The organism is Virgibacillus carmonensis (assembly GCF_057836705.1).
The window spans coordinates 1-21,316 of sequence record NZ_JBYQFJ010000024.1 but is presented as its reverse complement, the minus strand read 5'-3'; the positions used below and the strand labels follow the sequence as shown (position 1 = coordinate 21,316).

Sequence of the window (21,316 nt, the reverse complement as noted above, 5' to 3'; positions counted from 1 at the left end):
TGTTGCTACTCAATCCTTGCGAAAAATTGTGCCAGAACATACCGCTCCGGAAATACACTACGCTGGCATGACGTTGTACTTTCGCTTCGGGCGTTGCCGCACTATAGTAGTTTACCCGATTTTACGGCAAAAACAACAATCTCTTAGAAAACAGCCTATGTAACTTATGTTTAATAATATAGTTTACGGGAAATAAGTCTATTACTATCATTTTTCAAGTAAAGGCTGATGGTTTCTATGAAAAAACTGTTTACAATTCCAATACTTTTACTTTTAGCAGGCTGTGACATAGCCGTCTTAGATGCGAAAAGTGAGACAGGACAGGATCAGGCTTTTTTAATTTGGTTCAGCTTTGGTCTGATGATGATTGTGTTACTTATTGTTTTTGTTTTATTCGCAAGGTTTGTGTGGAAGTACAGGGAAACAGGTCAAAATAAAAATATGCTTCCAAAAGATGTGAAAGGGGATAAAAAGCTTGAAATTACATGGACGGCATTAGCCATTTTATTATTGGCGGTTCTTGCAGTCCCAACTGTATCGATTACATATAATCAGTCACCTATCCTTTCGTCTTCTGAGGTAGCTGAACAAGCTGTACATATTAATGTGACAGGTCAACAGTACTTTTGGACATTCGGTTATGAAAATGGAAAGGAAACGACAAATGAGCTAGTAATTCCTGCTAACAAAACGATTGTTTTTCACTTGAAGTCAATTGATGTTATTCACTCATTTTGGATCCCTCGTCTTGCAGGTAAAACCGATGTACTCCCTGGCAAAGAGCTCCAATATAAAATAGTGAATCCTGAAAAAGGGACGTATGAAGGGCATTGTGCTGAATTCTGTGGGGTTCAACATACCAAGATGCAGTTTACAACTGAAGTCGTGTCAAGTGAGGACTATGAAAAATGGTTAGAAGAAGAGTGACAAAACATTCTAGGTATTCTCATAATCAATCTAAAAGGCAAGAGGGTGTAAACAATGGCAATACCATTTTTCGGAGGTAGCCTATTTGTTCCTTCAGATGTTGTGGCGGCGTGGATTCTTACAATTATATTAGGAACCTTCATGGCGATATACGTATGGAGAAAGCAAAGATTACCATTGATATGGAGCTATATGCGTACAACCAATCACCGTAAGATTGGAACGTTGTATGTGTTATTTGGTGTATTATTCTTTCTTCGTGCAGGGGTTGATGCGTTATTAATTCGGTTGCAGTTAGCAAAACCACACAACGAATTTTGGGTTTTTCAACAAGATAAGTATAATGAGTTATTTACCACGCATGGAACGATGATGATTTTCTTTGTCGCTATGCCATTATTAATTGGTTTAATGAACATCGCAGTTCCACTCCAAATTGGTGCGCGCGACTTGGCGTTTCCATTTTTAAATGCGGTTAGTTTTTGGCTTTTCTTAACTGGGGCAATTTTATTTAACATGTCATTCTTTTTCAACAGTGCCCCAAATGCTGGTTGGACCGGCTATGCACCGCTGTCGACCGATACGTTTACCCCTGATGTGGGGAACGATTACTATGTCTTTAGTTTACAAATTTCTGGACTTGGGACCATTTTTACAGCGATAAATATGATAGTCACGATTATGCGCCATCGTGCACCAGGCATGAAGCTTACCAGAATGCCACTTTTTCCATGGTCTGTACTAATTACGTCTTTTTTAATTTTAGTAGCGTTTCCTGTCTTATCAATCGGATTATACTTACTTATGTTTGATCGCATGTTTGGCACTGGATTCTTTTCTGGAGAAGTTGGAAGTCCGTTATTTTGGCAGCATTTATTTTGGATATTCGGACATCCAGAAGTATATATCCTGGCCTTACCTGCGTTTGGTATTTTTTCCGATATAATTTCAGCCTTTTCAAAAAAACGCATTTTTGGATATCCAGCAATGGTTCTATCGCTTGCGCTAATCGGTTTTCTAGGATTCATGGTTTGGGCGCATCATATGTTTACCGTAGGACTTGGCCCGATGGCAAACACATTCTTTGCGATTACTACCATGTTAATTGCAGTTCCAACCGGTATCAAAATATTTAACTGGTTGTTTACGATGCGTGGAGGGGTTATTCGAATAACAACTCCAATGCTGTTTTCATTAGGATTTATTCCTACATTTGTTATGGGCGGTGTAACAGGCGTGATGCTTTCTGTTGCTGCCGCTGACTTCCAGTACCATGACACGCATTTTGTTGTAGCCCATTTCCACTACACAATTATTGGGTCAACAATCTTAGGGATTTTTGCAGGGCTCTATTATTGGTATCCTAAATTTACTGGAAAGGTGCTTGACGAAACGCTTGGTAAATGGCATTTCTGGTTATTTCTTATCGGTTTCCATATGACATTCTTACCAATGCACATTACAGGCCTTCAAGGTATGCCACGCCGTGTGTACACCTATGGTTATGGTGATTCATTGTTCACCTTAAATTTAATCAGTACAATTGGTGCGTTCATTATGGGTAGTAGTATGCTGTTCGTTGCTTGGAATGTTTATAAAACACATAAATATGGAAAGAAAGTTGGTAATGACCCGTGGAATGCGCGTACGCTAGAGTGGACCGTGCAATCACCATCAGAAGAACATACATTTAATCCAATGCCTGTAGTCAAAGAAATGGATGCCTATTGGTATGCGAAGATTGAAGGGCGAAAACTAGAAACAACGAGAAACGTAAGGCCAGCTCCAATCTCAGTGGATACGATAAAACCATTATTAATAGCTCTTTCCTTATCAATCATGAGTCTTGGGATGATTTATACCATGTATTGGCTGGCGATCCTCGGAGGCTTAAGTACATTTTTATTAGTCATCATTCGATCTGAAACCGATGAACGTAAAAAGGATTACCGGGAGGAGGCGAACTTCGATGAATAATTATCAAGAAGCATTATTTAACGATAAACGTCTTGGATTTTTCATCTATTTATTTGTGGAAAGTGTAATGTTTGGAACGCTTTTTGCAACGTATTTAATATTTACGCCACCTCCTATCTATCCGAATCCACATGAAATATTTGATGTGAAAACGGTAGTGCTATCATCTGTCTTTTTGCTTTCCAGTAGTGGAACGTTATTACTTGCAGAAATGGGACTAGATAAACGCCAGGGATTGAAGGTTGTGAGCGGGCTTGTGACTACATTGCTGTTCGGTCTTACATTTTTAGGTATGGAAATCCATGAATTTTATAACTATGTGATGGAGGGTAACGGGTTAACGGCGAACGTGTTTATGTCTTCGTTCTATGTACTTGTTGGACTACATGCCGCCCATGTTACTTTTGGCATTTGTTGGATGATTCTCCTGCTGACCCAATATAAGCGGATGAATATGCCATATGCTCTATATATAGAAAAGCAGAAAATCTTCCAGTACTACTGGCACTTTGTTGATGTTATTTGGATATTTATTATCATAATCGTTTACCTGCCGTATCTAGTTTAAAGGCATATAAATTAGACAAAGAAGGGGGAGAGGTAGATGTCCACTGGTTTATTAATTACCTTAATTGTAATTATAGTGTTGATAGTCCTTGTACCACTAGTTACTTTTTTGCGTGTCTATACCCATGATTCTAAACAAAAGGAACACTCTATCCTTCGAAATTATCCAGTATTAGGAAAGATTAGGTATATTACAGAAAAAATCGGGCCAGAGCTGCGTCAATATCTGTTCAACAATGATAATGAGGGTAAGCCTTTCAACAGGAGAGAGTTTGATTTCGTATATAAGTCTGCCAAATATAATAATAGAATGATCGGGTATGGTTCAGAACGTGATTTTAAAGAAGAAGGCTTTTATATTGTAAATAACATGTTTCCTAGTCAGCGAGAGGAAATGAAGATAGATCAAGAACCGAAAATCAAGACCTGTCTGTATAAAATAGACAATGAAAAATTATTTAGTCGCAAAGAACACCATGATGAAGACATACTCAATCCTTTTTATTTAACGGATGATGATGCAATTATTCTTGGTAAACATACTGTTAAAAATCCATTTAAAGTTAAAGGACTGATCGGCCAATCCGCAATGAGCTTTGGTTCACTAGGCGACCATGCGATAACAGCTCTTTCAAAAGGACTTGGCATGGCTGGAGGAACATGGATGAATACAGGTGAAGGAAGCATTTCTCCTTACCACCAAAAAGGTGATGTCGATATCATTATGCAGATTAGTGCAGGTTTATTTGGTGTTCGAACAAAAGATGGCGAGTTTTCCCTGGAACTTTTTAAAAAGAAAAGCGACATAGATCAGGTAAAAGCATTCGAACTTAAACTTGCTCAAGGTGCAAAGCAACGTGGTGGACACGTTGAAGGGAAAAAAGTGACGGAGGAAATTGCAGAAATTCGTAATGTGGAAGCCTGGAAGACGATTAACAGTCCCAACCGGTTCCATGAATTTACCGATGCAAAAGGCTTACTAGAATTCCTTGATAAACTGCGTGATATTGGGGGAAAGCCTGTTGGGACAAAAATAGTCGTTGGTGATGAAGCACAAGCAGAAAGCTATGTTAAAGCGATGGAGGAACTTGATATTGTTCCAGACTTCCTAACAGTTGACGGAGGTAATGGCGGTTCTGGTGCAACTTATTATGAATTAGCAGAATCAGTTGGTTTACCGACATATGCTGCATTACCGCTACTTGATGATTTACTTAAAAAGTATGGATTGCGCGATCGCACAAAAATTATAGCGTCAGGCCAATTGGTATCGCCAGATAAGATTGCAATGGCACTTTCCTTGGGTGCAGATATGATTAACATTGCTCGCGGATTTATGTTATCTGTTGGATGTATTATGGCACAGGTTTGTCATACAAATAATTGTCCAGTTGGTGTGACCACAACAAATCCTGAATTGCAAAAAGCGTTAAGCGTCGAAGAGAAAAAATACCGCGTTTGTAATTACTTAATAGCTTTACGCGAAGGAGTCTTCGAAATGGCTGCAGTTGCAGGAATCGATAGTCCAACGAAATTCTCGCGAAAGCATATTGCCTATAAAGATCGGCTAAATAAAGCATACAAAGTGATGAATTATTCGCATACAAGTAAATGAATTATGTCGATTTATATTGTTTTCTGTATATTTGGCAAATTTTTAATTTTTTATATTGATTGATTCTAAATTTCGATGTACAATTAAAAAAGATACTATTTTTGTTAGCGGTATATTAGGGGGCAATGTAGCGTGATGGAAAGCTTTTTTAATGTATTAGAGGATACGAAAGAGAAGCTTGGACGAAAATTGCAACGAAAAGAAGTTGAGTTTTTGCAATGGATGTATGAGCGCTATCTAGAAGAAGAGAAAGAAACATGTAAATGCTTAAAAATAGAAAACATTAACTGATAAAAGTCTTGGAATTCTTTCCAGGGCTTTTTGTTAGTCAACTTTTTGTAAAGAAATTACATAGTGTCACATGTTATACTAATACAGTAAGGATGAAAGGGAGTGGTTCTGTGGCGATTCCAAATGAAACGATACTTAAGAAAATGATTCATGAGTTGCAGCAGGCTCAATTAAGCCAAACTAATCAGGGTCAATTGGTAAGGCATATTGAGAATGTGCGGCTTTTAAGTGATTTAATAGTAGATGGTGAGCATGTTGAGCAGGAGGCAAGCTCGACAAGTTCAAGTGATATTTCTGATGATGAAATGAAGGCGATGCTTGGTAGTACAAACAAAAAGAATACATATGCACGTGAATCAGAAGTCAATCATGACGGTGCAAATGGTAAGTCAATATTTGATTTCTAAACTTTATAAAAGAGGTGTGCAATGATGAAAATATTTCTAATTCTTGGTGCAATAAACGGCTTTATAGCAGTAGCTTTAGGGGCATTCGGGGCTCATGGGCTAGAAGGTAAACTGTCGGAGAAAGCTTTAGGAACATGGGACAAGGCTGTAACTTATCAAATGTTTCATACAATGGCCTTGCTTGTAACGGGATTGCTATTAGCAAAATTCCAAAGTGGGGGGATACATGTTGCAGGATGGATGTTCTTTGCAGGGATAGTATTATTTTCAGGAAGCTTGTACGCATATTCAACAACTGGAATTAAACTATTCGCAATGATAACACCGCTTGGCGGAGTAGCATTTTTAGTTGGCTGGGTTTTGCTTGGCTATGCTGTTTGGAAATATTTATAAATGCGTTTTTAAAAAGGTGCCAAATTAGAAACAGAAATTCGAGGCGGTGCAGTCCTGAGGGCCGGAAGTAGGCTATTCCTACATGAGGATCGTTAAGACATGCCCACAAAAAAATGCGCCGTTTATCATTTGGTGACTTTTTAAGCATCCTCTATAAGTGGAATAAGACATAGGTCATAAAAACAAAGAGCAGCAAAGCTTGTATGAAGTGTTTAAAAGCCTTATTTCTATTGTGAGTATTAAGTTCGATCATAGCCTCACAGCATAGTCCACATCCGATTAAGTAGATGATCAAAACAGCTAATAAAATAAATCCTTTAACCAATACAACAATCCCAGCAAATACAGCTAAGATAAGTGAAATTAACTCTAATCGGACGAATTTTTCGTATGGATGCCTCATTGTGTGATCCCCCTATAGAGAAAAATAAAAGAAGGATGACTTATATAAGAATAAAGATCCCACTGTGAATGTGTGGATCGATTCCGTATAGGCCATCCTTTTTATCGTATGTTCAGAGCAAAGTGCTACCTTGGCGAATAGGTTTCCGCAGTTTGAGTATTGCCATATGGGTAGGTGTAGTTTATTTCTCCTTCAAATGTAATGTAATCTAAGTAGATCATTAGTAGCAGGTATCTTTTTTTCGTCTTCAGATCACTTAAAATAATATGATCCCTTCCAGCTGCTTCAATTCTTCCTTTAAAAATCTGTGCATTCCATTCATTATTATTTTCAAAAGTCATGTAAACGGTTGCCACTTCGCCTTTATTTAATCGTAAGATGTTTTCAATGTAGGATTGTTCTACAGGTAGCATACCTGGTACATCTTGTGAACCTTGTGTTCCTTGCATCCCCGGCGAACCTTGCATGCCAGGCATACCCTGCATACCAGGCATACCTTGTGATCCTTGCATCCCCGGCATACCTTGCATTCCAGGCATCCCTTGCATCGATTGTGAATCCTGACGATAATCGTATCCTGGATAATAGGCTGGAGAACTTTGAGGATAATAATAATAAGGGTATCCTTGATTTTCACTCATAAAAAAACCTCCTAATCATTGATAAAAATTAATAAACTCTCGGGCATACGGATGAATCTGGTGCAAAAAAACAATGTGATTTAAAACGTCCTATTAGCCTTTGATCATACCACTGTGCAGGACAATCTCCTTCAGGCGCAAAGAACCAAAGTGCATATGAAGCAGGATGGTAACGTCCGCCTTTAATAACCTTTCTAGCTAGATTCTTATCCACTTCGCGTGCACGTTGATAAAAGTATCCCTTCAGCGTTGCTTCAAAACCGCCCGGCCTTTGAAATACCATATCGCGAATGGTAGATAGTTGGGTAAAATCTAAACAATTGGAGACAATTCGATTTACTCCAACATTCCCAACCATCAGCATCCCTAATTTTCCATCACCCTCGGCCTCAGCTCGCATTAATCTTGCTAGTAATGCCACGCCTTTATCGGTACGTTTAATTCTGGGCAATAGGGTCACCTCTTTTCTAAATACTTATTTATTATATGCAGGATAAACTATGTTAGAACTTAGGCGAGGAGGCTAAAAAAGTTAAATTTGCAGTTAAATCAAAATTATCGAAGAACTATGTATATAAACCAGCTTTGGTAACAGAAAGTGGTAAATACTTCCCTCTGAACGCCTATACTATGGCCTTTGTACCAAATGCTAAAGAACTTGGTAAACAAATGAAGGCAGTTGAAACTAATTAGATTTGCTAAAAAACTACATAAACAAATGGTCTTAACTAAGTTTTCTACAAAGCAGATACGGCATCAATGGAACTAATGTCAAAAGTGGAACTGAGGTTGCGTTTGTCGTAATATCTGCACTTTTAGGTTCGGGAGTCTAGTTGGAGTGAGCCTATATGAAGTGATGTTAGAGTATGTAGTAATACTTTAAGCACTTTTAGATTATTTGCTTTAATCATAGGTATAATGTATATCGCTTGGGAGAAGACGATTTCTATTACACTAATGGGACTTGGGTTGAGGAAAATGGGGACTCTTTTGCAGGATATAAACTTATTTTCCGATTTAATAATACTGGAAAATAATGAGTTTACTAACGGCAATATAGATGTTGGTTTAAAATAAAGTTTGATCAAAAATATCACTTGAACCCGTACCTTATGGCAAATGAGAGAATCCATTTTAAAAAAAAGATTGATCAAAATGGATTTCTATTCAGCATATTTAAATCTGGTTTTTATAAAAAAGTTTGATTATTTTCTAAATATAATCTTCAGCAATCGCGCCAACAAACTAGGAAAAGGCGCAAATCTTGTTCCGTTACCGCGCCCGTTCGTATGTTCGTTTTGAGGAAGATCAAAAATTGATGTGTCTGGTCCACCAGATTTTAATGAAGTTACATTTTATCTATTCGAGCGCCTGCAATAAATCCTCTTTAAGATCATCCGCATGTTCAAGTCCGATCGATATACGTAGGAGGTTTGACGGAGCCACCGTTTTGCTTCCTTCAACTGAAGCTCGGTGCTCAATGAGACTGTGCGTTCCACCCAGACTTGTAGCACGGGTAAACAATTGTACTTTTGCAGCAACAGCCATTGCCCCATCCCAACCGTCTTTTACCTGAAAGGACAACATACCGCCGAATGAACTCATTTGTCGTGCTGCAATATGATGTCCTGGATGGTCAGAAAGACCAGGATAATGAACGGCTTCGACATTCGGATGATAATCCAAAAAACTTGCAATTTCCAATGCATTTGCACAATGGGTCATCATACGAGGGGCAAGTGATTGCACGCCGCGTAGTGCAAGCCAACAGTCGAAAGGGGAAGGCACAGCACCTTTTGAATGTTGCCAAGCTCGTAGATTGGTCAACATAGGATTATCTGATCTTGCGACAACTGCACCAATCATTAAATCACTATGACCTCCTATATATTTCGTCACAGAATGGATCGAAAAGTCAACTCCAAGAGTGAGGGGACGCTGCAGAACTGGAGTTGCCCACGTATTATCAACAACGGTGTAAGCCTCGGCCTGCTGTGCTATCTTTGTAACAGCTTCAAAATCAGTAACTTTCAGAAGTGGATTAGACGGCGTCTCGATCCAAACCAGACCGGTTGGTGCACTTTTTATCGCTTTCTCAACCTCATGAAGATCTGTCATGTCAACAATCACAATGTCAAACTTTGATCCAATATCCGTTTCCGAAAGAAGGGAACGAATACCAAAATACATATCGTTTGGCATAATAACCCGACGTGGTTTATCCGAAGGAAGTGCCTCGATTAATGAAGTGATTGCTGCCATCCCTGATGCGAAAGTGACGCAATCATGCCCCGCCTCGAGCGATGTGAGGCAGTCTTCCAGAGCATGACGATTGGGATTATTTTCACGGCTATATACGAATTCATTTGGATATGAGCCATCTGCAGCTCGTTCGAATGTCGTAGAGAGATGGATTGGCATGGTGACCGAGCTCGTTGATTTGTCAACCTGCCGCCCGGAGTGAATGGCTTTTGTTTCAAAACGCATACATATTCCTCGCTTTCAAAGATTATTGTTATGATGTGTTATCCATGAGCTTTGTTTGCTTCAATGGAGATATTTTAATCGGCTTTGTTCATCAAAGAGTACATTTATACCTTCAAGCTTTCTTTCTAAAGAATTGTTTTCATATGAGATGCAATTTCCCTCTCATCCTCACTTGTGGATTGTTCAAGTTGTGAAATAACAAGCTTTAATCGCTCAGCGGAATGATTTTGACTCAACTTTGCTTTTCCTTCGATTTTATCAATATTGATTTTGAAACCAACAATGCCTTTTGCCTGCCCTTCTAAAAAATGAGCATCCAATTGGTCCCATTGGTATGAACTATTTGGATCTTCATATTTCAACACCATTTGATGAAGGGAATCCATCACTTCTTCCCCGTCTATGATTTCAACCTTTCCGTATACGTGAGCAGATACGTAATTCCATGTCGGTACGGCTTTATTTGTTTCATACCAGGAAGAAGAGATATAACAATGCGGCCCCTGAAAAACGGCAAGTACCTCCTGTCCCTCTAAATCTTTCCACTGCTTATTCGGTTTTGCAAAGTGACCGTACAAATATCTTTTTTCTTTATCTAAAATCAAAGGAAGGTGGGTCGCATACGGATGACCTTGATGTTGGGAAAATAGCGTAGCAAAGCTATTTTCTTCAATAACCTCGTAAATCATCTCTTCATCTTTGATTTCAAAATGCTTTGGAATATACATCATCATCACTCCTCATCTAATTTTGTGTTTGAAAATATTTTATCGCTCATATAAAATATATTATGATATAAACTGACATTTAAAAAGATACAATTTAAAATAAATAAGCATGTCAGGAGAAATTGTATATGAAAAATTATCTTTTTGCCTTAAACGAAAGCTCTCCCAAATACAAACAAATTTACGAGCAGTTTAAATCATTTATTGAACAAGGCAATGTGGAAGCTGATGAACAACTACCCTCCATTCGGCAACTTGCTGATTCTCTCCAAGTAAGCCGTAATACAACCCTAACAGCATATAATCAGCTTGTAGCAGAGGGTTATATTCGCGGGGAAGGGAGAAAAGGTTATTTTGTCAATCAATTAGAGCCATCTTTATACCAGGAACCACCAATTCCCTCTAACAAAAAGAGGATGGGAAAGGAAGCGTCCGTTCGTGTTAATTTTCGGACAGATGCTGTTGATCAATCCCATTTCCCCTTAAAAGTATGGAGGCGAATAGCGAATCAGGTCTTAACGTTACCTGAGAGCTTTCGGTATGGGGAAACTTTTGGAGAGGTGAGTCTGCGCGAACAAATTGCCACATACTTACTCCAATCACGTGGGGTAAGAACAGATGCAAATACCATTATAATCGGTAGCAGTACACAACAAATGCTTATCAATCTAGGCCATATATTACAGGAAGACTATTCAAGTATTATCGTAGAAGATCCGGGGTTCGATGGTTCCAGGGAAGCTTTTCAATTCCATCATTTTTCGCTTGAATATTTGCCGGTATATGCATCAGGTGCAGATCTTTCGCAACTTAAACAAATGGATTCAGGCTTAATCTATGTAACACCTTCTCATCACAGTCCGTACGGTGTAAGCATGTCCATTCAACAACGAAAAACGCTCATTCAATGGGCAAACAAGGTACAGGGATACATTATTGAAGACGATTATGATAGTGAGTTTCGCTATACGCAACAGCCGTTTCCAGCGCTCGCTTCTATTGATTCAACAAGAGTCATTTATCTGGGAAACTTCTCAAAGTCGTTTCTCTCGGGACTTCGTTTAAGCTATATGGTGTTACCACAGCAGCTTTTAAACTGTTATAAAAATCAGTTCCTGAACTTCGAAAGCTCAACTTCACTTTTTAGCCAACTTACAATGGCTAGATTTATGGAAAATGGGGAATGGAATCGGCACATTAAGCGAATGCGCCTTGTTTATAAACGAAAAATGCAACACCTCGTATTATTATTAAAAAAACATTTTGGGAAAAGTATTTCCATTATTGGCGAACAGTCCGGTTTGTACGTATTAATTAAAGTAAATCTAGAGTGTTCAGAAGAATGGATAATCGAGCGGGCTTTCCATTATGGTGTTAAAGTGCGGCCAACTTCGATCTATTTCATAAAAAACCATCCGGATAAGCCAATGATTAAACTAGGGTTTAGCGGTCTTGCTTATGATGAAATCGAACTTGGTGTAAATCTTTTAAGAAAAGCATGGTTATAAGAGTACCTTTTTAGATATTCGTAAATTCACTTAAGGATATTCTTCAGCAATACCAGCTTTAGAACTTATTTAACCTGTTAAACAATTATTGGAGGTAGGAGAAAAATATGGATATATCCATTCGAAAGGCTAACAAAGATGATTACAAATCTGTATTGTCTTTATTCAGACAGGTTCATGATTTACACGTTTACGAAAGACCAGATTTGTACAAAGAGAATTCCACTCCAGTAAGTCAAGAGTTCTTTGAAAGTCAGCTAAATGATGTTAAACAACACATTTTTGTGGCTACCATTGGTAATGAAATAGTCGGAGTCGTTGTGATGAAGGAAGAAGAAATAACTGAAAATTCATTTGTTAAAGCAAGAAAGGTATTATTTATAAACAGTTTATGCATTGCCGAAGCCCAGAGAAAAAAGGGGGGCGGAAAAAGACTTATGAAATATGTTTTTGATTTTGGGAGAAGCCTGAAAGTTGATTGTATTGAATTGGGGGTATCAGAGAAGAATCCTTATGCAATTGAATTTTATGAGTCAATTGGTATGACAACAAAGGGTAGAAAAATGGAGATTATATTAAATTAACGGGTTCTTATCTTTAATAAGATAACATAAATGACCTTCCATAATCGGCGCCAATCTGACCCAAAAATATCAGTAATAAATTTTGGAAAGTAATCCAATTATTATAAACCCGACAGTTCCTTAGCAAATGAACACCTTTTTCATTTGGCACCTTTGATTGATAAGGCTAAGGATGATTTAAAGGGGAATGACGACACTGAAGATATTAAGGATTGCTAGTACATGGGTTATGAGAATTATTGTCAGAGCTGGTGTTGCTTGTCATTGTTCAAGAACAGGATAGTTGAATAAGAATAAAAGTAAAAGAAGATAATCTACTCAAATAGATTATCTTCTTAAGTAATTATTACTGCAATTTATAAACTTATTTAAGAGACGAGTTTTAATCCTATTGCAGCACTTAAAACCATTGTAATAAAAATAATTCTTTTCCAATCTCTTGATTCACCGTACAATATCATACCTAATATGGCTCCGCCTGATGCACCAATTCCTGTCCAAATTGCATAGGCAGTTCCCATAGGTAGTGATTTCATTGCATAAGCAAGAAATAGAAAACTTGCACCAAAGCCAAGAATTAACAGTACCACCGACTGTAAATTACGATCTTTATGCAATTTATTTATCATTGCAACACCAAACATTTCAAATAAACCTGCTATAACCAAAGAAGCCCAAGCCATTATGATTCAACTCCTTCTTTAACATTGTCTTTAGTAACTAATTTTAAACCAATTACCCCTGCCAATAAAACCAAAATCAAAATGACTTTTGCTACTTTAAATGGTTCACCAAAGAATACGATATCTGCAAAGACAGTTCCGGTAGTACCTAGTCCTACAAAAACCGCATAGACAGTTCCAACGGGTAGTTTTTTACTAGCCATAATTATTAAATAAAAACTAATGATAATAGCAATAATTGTTCCAGTCCAAGTCCAAAAGTCATCCGCATGTTTTAATCCTATAACCCAAAAAACCTCGAAAAAAGCAGCGACAATTACTTTAACCCAGTTTGTATTCATTCAAATAACACCTCCGATTTTATTCTTTCCCATTAAAAACAAAAAAAGCCCAAGAGATAACTGTTAAACAGTTTCTCCCAGGCTTTTATCCTTCCGTGACACAGCTGAGCTGTGAGTTTTCTCTTGGACCAGACCAACAATTGTCGTTGCGGAACCCTAGAAAACATTTTCCATATGCAATTAACCTTTATTATATATATTATTTTAGCTTAGTCAAGATTAGAATAATAAAGGAGGGGTTCTTCAACGAAGGGCGCGATTGTGGAAGATCACAGCTATAAGTGATCAAACCTTTTAAAAAGTTCCACCTGTATTCAAAACTGTAGAATCCATTTTGATCAATTTTTTTTCAAAATAGATTCTGTGAAGTTACCCTAAGCTGCAGCTTTATGCGCTATTTTTGATCAAACCATATTTCAAAGCGCCTTCTTTATTTTGAACCTGTTGTGTATTCCTAAAAGATTGATAATTTTTTCTTCAAAATTTGCCCACAAACTAATCTTTAATTAGCAATCCCATGAGGGTTGCTAATTGAATTGCTTGATATGTAGATACTTTGCACCCTTTTAAATCGTACAAAGATACAGTAAGTGTTGCAAAAGTAGAAGAACTAATATCTATTCCCTTTAGTGATGTTTTTTCAAAGTTCGTTTCATCAAGATCACATAATTGAAATTCAATCCTTTTAAATTTACAATCATAAAAGTCCGAACTTATTAATGAAGCATCTTGAAATATTACTTTTTCCAGCTTTGAATTTCCGAATGCCGCCAAGTTTAATAGGGAATTATCAAACCGTACATTTCCAAAGCGGGATTCTGTAAAATCCACACCTAATAATTTGCAATTTTTGAATTCAACCCTGTGAATGGATGACTTGCTCAATTTGGCATTGGATAAATCACAGTTTTCAAAACATACATCTGTAATATCAATGTTCTTAAAATCTGTATTATTGAACCTACAATTCTTAATCACCATATTAGATAATCGTACTCTATCCAAAACTTCATTTTCGAAAATAGAGTCAATAATTATACACATTTCTAGCTCGGGATCTTCTTCATAAAAAATATCTTGGAAGTTTCTTGCAGGTAATTTTTCTGCAATTTTTGGCAAATCAATTTTCATATACATACCTCTCTCATCAAATAATTTAGTTGGGGGGCTCCTTAAAGACTAAAACGGCGGTCTTTTTTCTAATTGAGTTAAGGTCTAGTTAATATAGTTAATAAACAAAAAACTATTATGTTAACTATAGCAATATTAGCTTTTAAAAAAAGACTATATTTTTTAAAAAACTTATGTACAATCTTTTCGGATGCTATTTCGCTTTCAAACAAAATGTTCAAGTTGAATAAGTGGCCTAGCTTCAACACTTTGCTGTTCAGCAATCGGGTGCGCGCGACAAATCTGTTATAAGCGCTTCACAGCGTGGAAATATAGGTAATTAATATAAAACAATTTCAACTTTACAACAGAGGATGGGAATGACGGAACCATGTTTCCTGAAACCATCCTGTCAATACTCCTCCATGCTATCAAGACTGACAGGTCTTGTGGTTTGAAGCACAGGCGGAGTCGGCAGAACGAAGGCTGAAGCCATTCCTTTGGAAAAGGTATGCCAACCGTATGCTGCATGGCTGAAAAACTAAAATGCTTTCCTATCTTCATAAAAAAGCGCATCAGCATGGATCCATGCTGATGCGGTAACTAATTTTATACTTGAAGAAATGCTGCTAGTTTTTCATTTGGCAGGTGGCTTCCAACGAAAAATTCGCCAAACTCACCATACTTTGCACTAACCTCGTCAAAACGCATTTCATAGACAATGCGTTTTAGTTCTATTGCGTCGTGTGCAAATAAGGTTACGCCCCATTCCCAGTCATCAAATCCAAATGAGCCTGTAATAATTTGCTTAATCCGACCAGCATATTTACGGCCAGTTTTGCTGTGTTCATATAATAATTTCGCGCGGTTTTTAAAATCTAATGCATACCAATTTTCCTCACCAGCACGGCGCTTGTTCATTGGGTAAAACGAAATGTAATCCCATTTTGGTAAGATAGGCTTTAAGCGTGCCTGTGTTTCCGGCAATGTTTCAGGGTCCACATCTTTTTTCTGTGGGAAATACTTCGAAAGCTCTACAACCGATACATAGGAGTAAGAAGGTAGTAGGAAATCGGCGAACTTCGTCTTGTTAAAAGCAGTTTCTACCTCGTTCAACTCATCCATTGTTGGGCGTAAAATCATCATCATGATATCTGCTTTTTGACCAACAACCGTGTACACAACATGACTACCTTCTTTTGCTTCTTCAACAGCATCCCATTTTGCTAAAAGGGCATGTAATTCGTCTATTGCTGCTTGTCGTACGTCACTTGAAACCATTTTCCAAGACGCCCAGTCAATGCTGCGTAAATCGTGCAGGCAATACCAGCCATCCATGGTTTCTACTGCTTCTGCTGCTGCCATTATCTATCGCTCCCTTATGTAATAATTTATCATCTTATAGGCTTTACTATACCATATTGAGGGAATAATAATCATGAACAAGGAATAAGAAAAGGCGTTTTCACCATTCTGTCAAATTTAAGTGGATTGCTTTTCATGTATCCATTATTGCATTATCATGAAACATAGAAGCAAATAGCCGTGGAGGTGCTAGTGAATGAGTAGTTTTTTTGAAGAAATAAAAACAAAATTGGAAGGTACAAATAGATTTATTGTTTTCCCAGAAGGAACCGACGAGCGGATTTTAACTGCAACGAGCCAGTTAGGTGTTGCAGGGATTTTGACACCTATTTTAATTGGCAAAAAAAGTGAAATTAAAAAACGGGCAGAAGAAGTGGGTGTAGATGTTTCTTCGTGTAAAATCATGGATCCGAATGAATTTGAGGAATTTGACTTAATGGTTGAAACGTTTGTCGAGCGTCGTAAAGGAAAAGTAACAGAAGACGAGGCAAGAAAAATGTTGCTCGATGAAAATTATTTTGGAACGATGCTTGTTTATATGAATCAAGCAGATGGATTAGTAAGTGGTGCATCCCATTCTACCGCTGATACAGTTCGTCCAGCGTTGCAAATTATTAAAACAAAAGAAGGTATAAAGAAAACTTCAGGTGTATTTATCATGGTTCGTGGAGAGGAAAAATATGTGTTCGCTGATTGCGCGATTAACATTGCACCAGACAGTCAGGATCTGGCAGAAATTGCGGTAGAAAGTGCTGTGACAGCTGAACTGTTTGGTGTGGACCCGCGCGTAGCCATGCTTAGTTTTTCAACAAAAGGTTCAGCGAAATCAGATGAAACAGAAAGAGTGGCAAAAGCTTTAAAGATTGCTAAAGAAAAGAATCCTTCACTTATAATTGACGGTGAATTCCAGTTTGATGCGGCATTTGTACCAAGTGTCGCGGAGAAAAAGGCACCTGATTCACCTTTAAAAGGGAATGCAAATGTATTTATTTTTCCAAGTCTTGAAGCTGGAAATATTGGCTATAAAATAGCACAGCGTCTCGGCGAATTTGATGCGGTTGGTCCAGTTTTACAAGGACTTAACCGACCAGTCAATGATCTATCACGCGGCTGCAGCTCCGATGATGTATACAATTTAGCATTGATTACGGCAGTTCAGGCAAGATAATAAATAGAGCTTGTGGGGTTTTGGTCCCCACAAGCTTTTTTGAAGAGCAAAGAAAGTATAAAATTTTGGCGATTATCTGTCTAGCTCCAGCGCCTAGACACTCGAGACATAAGCAGTTCGCTTCCGTGCGGGCAAAGCACCCACACTGCACCGCTCTGCTTATGCTTGTCGTGTCTTTCAAGGCCCTTGCGCTTTTTAATTGCTTGGGTAAGTGTTGATATATCGGGATGAGCGTTGAAATCGCCGGCCGAAAATAACAATCCTCCCTATACAAGAGCTACAATCACTGCATCTCCGCTATTTTTTCATTTCGCTTTATCATCTGTTCTAACCGTTTTATAAAATTTTCTTGTTCCTGCTCAGAAAATTTTGCGGTTACAATATTTTCGCTTAGTTCTTCTAGTGTTGCATATACGCGCTGTTTAATTTCATCCATCGTGACTTTCACGGGTAATAACTCTGATAATGACGCCATTGTTTCTGGTACCACGTTAGGAAAGGTGAAGTTTGTTTCTTCATCTTTAAGTCCAACTTTGTAAAAGTCACGAATTAATGCAGCACGCTCTTGACCACGGCCTTCAACGTCCAAGTAAATCTGAATTGCCGCTCCGTCCTTGACACGACGCTGTGAAATACCAGCAAATTTTCTACCATCAATACTTAAATCATAATCGCCTGGACAATAGGAACCGACAATTTCATAGGCTTCAATGTCACTCGTAAGATCCGCTAGCATATATTGGACAAAACTCACCATGGCTTCATAGCACGCATGGATAGGTAAACTTTTCACTTCTGGCAGAACCAATGATATATTGAGGACACCATCATCAAGTGCAACAGCAAGTCCACCTGAATTACGAACAACTGCATGGTATCCACGTTCTGATAAAAGACCCACACCTTCTTCGATAAAAGGCAAGCGAGCATCAGGTATACCGAGTACCACAGTGTGTTGATGGACCCATAAACGTACAGTAGGAGCAGATTGGCCATCGCCAACAGAAAGAGCCAATGTGTCGTCAATTGCGAACGAAGTTAAGGCTGTCATTTTTTCATTATAAAAATTCGTTTTATCCGATTGATTCATATAACGAAAGGTCGGATGGTGTATGATATCTTTCCAAGATTGCATGATTTTCTCACCTTTAATTTCTCAAATATACTTTTTAACTTTCTCTATTTATTATATACTATAACAAAATTGTCGAACAGAAACGGGTTGTGAGTAAATGGCGTATAAAGATGAACAATTGAATGAGGAAAAAGTTTTTAAAGATCCGGTTCACCGTTATATTCATGTAAAGGATCAAGTAATCTGGGACCTGATAGCAACACCAGAGTTTCAGCGATTACGCCGCATTAAACAGCTTGGGACAACAAACTTAACGTTTCACGGGGCAGAACATAGTCGCTTCAATCATTCATTGGGTGTATATGAAATCGTTCGGCGAATTATCAATAACTTCGAGGATAAGCCACACTGGAATAAAGACGAACGCTTGCTATGTCTTTGTGCAGCTTTGCTGCATGATTTGGGACATGGTCCATTTTCACACTCGTTTGAAAAAGTATTTAAGCTTGATCATGAATATTTTACTCAGGCAATCATTGTTGGCGACACCGATGTACATACCATTTTAGAACGAGTTTCCAAAGGTTTTGCGCAAAAAGTTGCGGATGTTATTGCAAAAACATATAAAGATAAATTGGTTGTTAGCCTTATATCCAGTCAAATTGATGCTGATCGGATGGATTATTTACAGCGGGATGCCTATTTTACTGGTGTAAGCTATGGTCATTTTGATATGGAACGAATTCTTCGTGTAATGCGCCCGATTGATGACCAGGTTGTTATTAAATCTAGCGGGATGCATGCAGTGGAAGACTATATTATGAGTCGTTATCAAATGTATTGGCAGGTATATTTTCATCCTGTAACTCGCAGTGCAGAAGTTATTTTATCAAAAATCCTACATCGAGCGAAGTTTTTATATGAGACGGATTACACCTTTAAGCTTGAGCCAGTGCATTTTATTTCTTTCTTCAAAGAAAGCGTAGTATTAAAGGATTATTTAAAACTTGATGAAGCTATTGTATCGTATTATTTTCAAGTTTGGCAGGAAGAAGACGATGGTATTTTGCGTGACCTGTGTGAGCGGTTTATGAATCGTCGTCTATTTAAGTATATTGAATTTAACCCAGACAAGCAGATGAACAAATGGACGGAGCTTCATAAATTGTTCCAGGAAGCGGGGATTGATCCGGAATATTATCTTGAAGTCGATTCATCATCTGATTTACCATATGATTTTTACAGACCAGGTGAGGAAGAGGAACGCCTTCCCATTCATTTGTTAATGCCTAACAATGAGTTGAAAGAGCTCTCCCGTCACTCCGATATAGTAGAATCAATTTCTGGAAAGAAACGAACCGACCATAAGCTATATTTTCCTGCCGATTTTTTAGAGAACCTTAACGGAAAACCCTCCATCAAAAAACGCATTATGGAACTTTTATCGCAGTTTGACGGGCAGTAAACCCCCACTAAATGAAGTTTCACTATATATGACCAAGGAGCGAATAAATAATGTTAACAAATCATGCGAAGTTAATGCATTTTTTCGATGTTGCAAAAGAAGTAACCGGACGGAAAAAACTTCAAAAAATGATCTATATTTTACAAAAGTGCAAAGTTCCTTTTGAAGAAAAATATCAATTTCATTTTTATGGACCATACTCGGAAGAACTTACACTACGAACGGAAGAACTTTGTAATCTAGGGTTTCTCGATGAAGTGAAGGAAGATAAGAGCAATTATTACCAATATAATTATACGATTACAGAAAATGGACAAGCGTTCCTCGGGCAATTTACACTAAACATGCCTGAAATGGAAGAACAAGTTGCACTGCTAAAAGGAAAGAGTTCGCGCTTCCTAGAGCTTGTCTCTACGATGCTGTACTTTGATAACCAATCACGTGATGATGTGGTTGAAAAAATTCATACTGTTAAACCCAAGCAAAACTTTACGGAAGATGAAGTCAAAGAAGCATGGACGTTTATCGATTTACTTAAGAAAAATCCACAACATTGATTGTGGATTTTTTACACTGAACCGGAAGATACTCCAAATTCCTTTTGGATGGCTTATTATGTTCTGGATTAAAATGTGTTTGTGGGCTACTACTTACTTGCCAACCATCTTCTTTCATATCTGTAACCTTTGTTTCACCTGTAATGTTTCAGTCATCCAATTTACTTAAAGTTATACAGTAAAATGTTTGACTAATCGAAAAATAACGAGGTGTAATTAAGTGAAAAGGTAAATTCACTTATGCTACAATATACTGTAGAAGCTTTAAAGGAGGTTCCTTGAATGAGTGAAGATAAGCCTAAAAAGAATACAAATCCATTTACGATACTTAAAGATGACTCGACTGACGGACATGGTGGTTATGGCGTCGGTGCGATAAGTCTTGAAAATATGTCCCCGGTAATTATCGATCCAAATGAAGATCGTGCATTTGTTGATATGGGAGCGATGCATGCCCGCAGTGAAATAGAGCGACGGGTGAAATTTTTACCGAACAAAGATGAGGTTCCGAATGGTAAGTTGTATTGGATAGTTTGGGTAACCGTTGAAAAAGGCGAGAATGGTCCCTATTATGGGGGCGTTTGTGGAAGTGAAGTTCGCGTCGATCGCTCCATTAAACGTGCTTATAAATCAATGCCGGAGCATGTGACACATATGGATAAATCATTAAAAGGTAAGATTATGCTTGAACATATGGATGATCATTCGAAAAAATTGTTGAAGGATTTCCTTGTCGATTTTAACGAGGAAATGTGGAACAATTCAAGCCAAGAACTAAAAGAAGTGCTTCCAAAATCATGAACAAATTGTGAACGAATCATGAACATTAGCCGAAATTCTTGTACTTTTAGACAAGAATTTGTAAAATATGTATACATGGACTTTCACATGTATTGCTAGGACAAAAAAGAAGCCGACCACATGGTAAGACGGACCTTACCTGTGAGTCGGCTTTTTTTATTAGGCTGCTTTCTAAAAGATTGTTGTTTTTGACACAAAAGAAATAAACTGCGACGTAACTAAA

At 37.8% G+C, this 21,316-nt stretch carries 23 protein-coding genes and 1 riboswitch; of the genes, 13 read left to right on the top strand and 10 right to left on the bottom strand.

Going from position 1 to position 21,316, the window contains the following annotated elements; translation table 11 throughout:
* Window positions 1–237: 237 nt before the first annotated feature.
* The 7 genes from coxB (at window position 238) to AC3G7N_RS15815 (ending at window position 6,177) form a co-directional block, all read left to right on the top strand.
* Window positions 238–927 (top strand): cytochrome c oxidase subunit II, encoded by a 690-nt coding sequence (gene coxB, locus AC3G7N_RS15845; RefSeq protein ID WP_489423134.1) that lies wholly within the window; start codon window positions 238–240, stop codon window positions 925–927.
* 54 nt (window positions 928–981) lie between these two features.
* On the top strand, window positions 982–2,904 hold the full coding sequence (gene ctaD, locus AC3G7N_RS15840; protein ID WP_489423133.1) for a cytochrome c oxidase subunit I: 1,923 nt from the start codon (window positions 982–984) through the stop codon (window positions 2,902–2,904).
* Window positions 2,897–3,472, top strand: a complete 576-nt coding sequence (locus tag AC3G7N_RS15835) for a cytochrome c oxidase subunit 3 (RefSeq protein ID WP_489423132.1) — start codon at window positions 2,897–2,899, stop codon at window positions 3,470–3,472. Before ctaD ends, AC3G7N_RS15835 begins: the two co-directional genes overlap by 8 nt.
* Window positions 3,473–3,508: 36 nt before the next feature.
* The gene (locus tag AC3G7N_RS15830) at window positions 3,509–5,086 is read left to right on the top strand and encodes an FMN-binding glutamate synthase family protein (protein WP_489423131.1); all 1,578 of its coding nucleotides are present in this window, start codon (window positions 3,509–3,511) and stop codon (window positions 5,084–5,086) included.
* Window positions 5,087–5,218: 132 nt separating this feature from the next.
* Window positions 5,219–5,377 (top strand): hypothetical protein, encoded by a 159-nt coding sequence (locus AC3G7N_RS15825; protein WP_489423157.1) that lies wholly within the window; start codon window positions 5,219–5,221, stop codon window positions 5,375–5,377.
* Window positions 5,378–5,487: 110 nt separating this feature from the next.
* The gene (locus AC3G7N_RS15820; protein WP_489423130.1) at window positions 5,488–5,784 is read left to right on the top strand and encodes a YwdI family protein; all 297 of its coding nucleotides are present in this window, start codon (window positions 5,488–5,490) and stop codon (window positions 5,782–5,784) included.
* 24 nt (window positions 5,785–5,808) lie between these two features.
* Window positions 5,809–6,177: a DUF423 domain-containing protein gene (locus AC3G7N_RS15815; protein ID WP_489423156.1), complete on the top strand. Its 369-nt coding sequence runs from the start codon at window positions 5,809–5,811 to the stop codon at window positions 6,175–6,177.
* Between the two features lie 151 nt (window positions 6,178–6,328).
* Here AC3G7N_RS15815 and AC3G7N_RS15810 read toward each other — a convergent pair whose 3' ends face one another.
* From AC3G7N_RS15810 to AC3G7N_RS15790, 5 genes are all read right to left on the bottom strand, one after another.
* On the bottom strand, window positions 6,329–6,580 hold the full coding sequence (locus tag AC3G7N_RS15810; protein ID WP_489423129.1) for a hypothetical protein: 252 nt from the start codon (window positions 6,578–6,580) through the stop codon (window positions 6,329–6,331).
* A 125-nt stretch (window positions 6,581–6,705) separates the two neighbouring features.
* Window positions 6,706–7,221, bottom strand: a complete 516-nt coding sequence (gerQ, locus tag AC3G7N_RS15805; protein WP_489423128.1) for a spore coat protein GerQ — start codon at window positions 7,219–7,221, stop codon at window positions 6,706–6,708.
* A 28-nt stretch (window positions 7,222–7,249) separates the two neighbouring features.
* The gene (locus AC3G7N_RS15800; RefSeq protein WP_489423155.1) at window positions 7,250–7,621 is read right to left on the bottom strand and encodes a cell wall hydrolase; all 372 of its coding nucleotides are present in this window, start codon (window positions 7,619–7,621) and stop codon (window positions 7,250–7,252) included.
* A gap of 959 nt (window positions 7,622–8,580) precedes the next feature.
* Complete coding sequence (locus AC3G7N_RS15795; RefSeq protein WP_489423127.1) at window positions 8,581–9,708, bottom strand: trans-sulfuration enzyme family protein; 1,128 nt, start codon at window positions 9,706–9,708, stop codon at window positions 8,581–8,583.
* Window positions 9,709–9,833: 125 nt separating this feature from the next.
* Complete coding sequence (locus AC3G7N_RS15790) at window positions 9,834–10,436, bottom strand: FMN-binding negative transcriptional regulator (protein ID WP_489423126.1); 603 nt, start codon at window positions 10,434–10,436, stop codon at window positions 9,834–9,836.
* A 128-nt stretch (window positions 10,437–10,564) separates the two neighbouring features.
* On the opposite strand from AC3G7N_RS15790, the gene pdxR reads away from it, so the two are divergent.
* Window positions 10,565–11,944 (top strand): MocR-like pyridoxine biosynthesis transcription factor PdxR, encoded by a 1,380-nt coding sequence (gene pdxR / locus AC3G7N_RS15785; RefSeq protein ID WP_489423125.1) that lies wholly within the window; start codon window positions 10,565–10,567, stop codon window positions 11,942–11,944.
* A 107-nt stretch (window positions 11,945–12,051) separates the two neighbouring features.
* Window positions 12,052–12,528: a GNAT family N-acetyltransferase gene (locus AC3G7N_RS15780; RefSeq protein WP_489423124.1), complete on the top strand. Its 477-nt coding sequence runs from the start codon at window positions 12,052–12,054 to the stop codon at window positions 12,526–12,528.
* A 368-nt stretch (window positions 12,529–12,896) separates the two neighbouring features.
* Here AC3G7N_RS15780 and AC3G7N_RS15775 read toward each other — a convergent pair whose 3' ends face one another.
* The 4 genes from AC3G7N_RS15775 to hemQ form a co-directional block, all read right to left on the bottom strand.
* Window positions 12,897–13,211, bottom strand: coding sequence for a DMT family transporter (locus tag AC3G7N_RS15775; protein WP_489423123.1), 315 nt, complete (start codon window positions 13,209–13,211; stop codon window positions 12,897–12,899).
* Entirely contained in the window at window positions 13,211–13,552 is a 342-nt protein-coding gene (locus AC3G7N_RS15770) for a DMT family transporter (RefSeq protein ID WP_489423122.1), read from the bottom strand. Before AC3G7N_RS15770 ends, AC3G7N_RS15775 begins: the two co-directional genes overlap by 1 nt.
* Window positions 13,553–13,624: 72 nt before the next feature.
* A riboswitch (guanidine-I (ykkC/yxkD leader) is annotated at window positions 13,625–13,723 on the bottom strand.
* Between the two features lie 324 nt (window positions 13,724–14,047).
* Window positions 14,048–14,683, bottom strand: coding sequence for a pentapeptide repeat-containing protein (locus AC3G7N_RS15765; protein WP_489423121.1), 636 nt, complete (start codon window positions 14,681–14,683; stop codon window positions 14,048–14,050).
* 588 nt (window positions 14,684–15,271) lie between these two features.
* Window positions 15,272–16,027, bottom strand: a complete 756-nt coding sequence (hemQ, locus tag AC3G7N_RS15760; RefSeq protein ID WP_489423120.1) for a hydrogen peroxide-dependent heme synthase — start codon at window positions 16,025–16,027, stop codon at window positions 15,272–15,274.
* A 196-nt stretch (window positions 16,028–16,223) separates the two neighbouring features.
* Between hemQ and pta the strand changes: the two genes are divergently transcribed.
* Window positions 16,224–17,195, top strand: coding sequence for a phosphate acetyltransferase (pta, locus tag AC3G7N_RS15755; protein WP_489423119.1), 972 nt, complete (start codon window positions 16,224–16,226; stop codon window positions 17,193–17,195).
* Window positions 17,196–17,478: 283 nt separating this feature from the next.
* On the opposite strand, the gene AC3G7N_RS15750 is transcribed toward pta, so the two are convergent.
* The gene (locus AC3G7N_RS15750; protein WP_489423118.1) at window positions 17,479–18,330 is read right to left on the bottom strand and encodes a lipoate--protein ligase family protein; all 852 of its coding nucleotides are present in this window, start codon (window positions 18,328–18,330) and stop codon (window positions 17,479–17,481) included.
* 97 nt (window positions 18,331–18,427) lie between these two features.
* On the opposite strand from AC3G7N_RS15750, the gene AC3G7N_RS15745 reads away from it, so the two are divergent.
* The 3 genes from AC3G7N_RS15745 to AC3G7N_RS15735 all read left to right on the top strand — a co-directional run bounded on the left by AC3G7N_RS15745 (window position 18,428) and on the right by AC3G7N_RS15735 (window position 21,093).
* Entirely contained in the window at window positions 18,428–19,735 is a 1,308-nt protein-coding gene (locus tag AC3G7N_RS15745; protein ID WP_489423117.1) for an HD domain-containing protein, read from the top strand.
* Window positions 19,736–19,785: 50 nt separating this feature from the next.
* A complete protein-coding gene (locus AC3G7N_RS15740) occupies window positions 19,786–20,292 on the top strand; it encodes a YwgA family protein (protein ID WP_489423116.1) in 507 nt (168 codons plus the stop codon).
* Window positions 20,293–20,574: 282 nt separating this feature from the next.
* Entirely contained in the window at window positions 20,575–21,093 is a 519-nt protein-coding gene (locus AC3G7N_RS15735) for a YwhD family protein (RefSeq protein ID WP_489423115.1), read from the top strand.
* The last annotated feature ends 223 nt before the right edge of the window (window positions 21,094–21,316 follow it).

Coding starts and splice junctions, on each gene's coding strand:
- coxB (WP_489423134.1), top strand. CDS start 238: ATGAAAAAACTGTTTACAATTCCAATACTTTTACTTTTAGCAGGCTGT.
- ctaD (WP_489423133.1), top strand. CDS start 982: ATGGCAATACCATTTTTCGGAGGTAGCCTATTTGTTCCTTCAGATGTT.
- AC3G7N_RS15835 (WP_489423132.1), top strand. CDS start 2,897: ATGAATAATTATCAAGAAGCATTATTTAACGATAAACGTCTTGGATTT.
- AC3G7N_RS15830 (WP_489423131.1), top strand. CDS start 3,509: ATGTCCACTGGTTTATTAATTACCTTAATTGTAATTATAGTGTTGATA.
- AC3G7N_RS15815 (WP_489423156.1), top strand. CDS start 5,809: ATGAAAATATTTCTAATTCTTGGTGCAATAAACGGCTTTATAGCAGTA.
- AC3G7N_RS15810 (WP_489423129.1), bottom strand. CDS start 6,580: ATGAGGCATCCATACGAAAAATTCGTCCGATTAGAGTTAATTTCACTT.
- gerQ (WP_489423128.1), bottom strand. CDS start 7,221: ATGAGTGAAAATCAAGGATACCCTTATTATTATTATCCTCAAAGTTCT.
- AC3G7N_RS15800 (WP_489423155.1), bottom strand. CDS start 7,621: ATGCGAGCTGAGGCCGAGGGTGATGGAAAATTAGGGATGCTGATGGTT.
- AC3G7N_RS15795 (WP_489423127.1), bottom strand. CDS start 9,708: ATGCGTTTTGAAACAAAAGCCATTCACTCCGGGCGGCAGGTTGACAAA.
- AC3G7N_RS15790 (WP_489423126.1), bottom strand. CDS start 10,436: ATGTATATTCCAAAGCATTTTGAAATCAAAGATGAAGAGATGATTTAC.
- pdxR (WP_489423125.1), top strand. CDS start 10,565: ATGAAAAATTATCTTTTTGCCTTAAACGAAAGCTCTCCCAAATACAAA.
- AC3G7N_RS15780 (WP_489423124.1), top strand. CDS start 12,052: ATGGATATATCCATTCGAAAGGCTAACAAAGATGATTACAAATCTGTA.
- AC3G7N_RS15775 (WP_489423123.1), bottom strand. CDS start 13,211: ATGGCTTGGGCTTCTTTGGTTATAGCAGGTTTATTTGAAATGTTTGGT.
- AC3G7N_RS15770 (WP_489423122.1), bottom strand. CDS start 13,552: ATGAATACAAACTGGGTTAAAGTAATTGTCGCTGCTTTTTTCGAGGTT.
- AC3G7N_RS15765 (WP_489423121.1), bottom strand. CDS start 14,683: ATGAAAATTGATTTGCCAAAAATTGCAGAAAAATTACCTGCAAGAAAC.
- hemQ (WP_489423120.1), bottom strand. CDS start 16,027: ATGGCAGCAGCAGAAGCAGTAGAAACCATGGATGGCTGGTATTGCCTG.
- pta (WP_489423119.1), top strand. CDS start 16,224: ATGAGTAGTTTTTTTGAAGAAATAAAAACAAAATTGGAAGGTACAAAT.
- AC3G7N_RS15750 (WP_489423118.1), bottom strand. CDS start 18,330: ATGCAATCTTGGAAAGATATCATACACCATCCGACCTTTCGTTATATG.
- AC3G7N_RS15745 (WP_489423117.1), top strand. CDS start 18,428: ATGGCGTATAAAGATGAACAATTGAATGAGGAAAAAGTTTTTAAAGAT.
- AC3G7N_RS15740 (WP_489423116.1), top strand. CDS start 19,786: ATGTTAACAAATCATGCGAAGTTAATGCATTTTTTCGATGTTGCAAAA.
- AC3G7N_RS15735 (WP_489423115.1), top strand. CDS start 20,575: ATGAGTGAAGATAAGCCTAAAAAGAATACAAATCCATTTACGATACTT.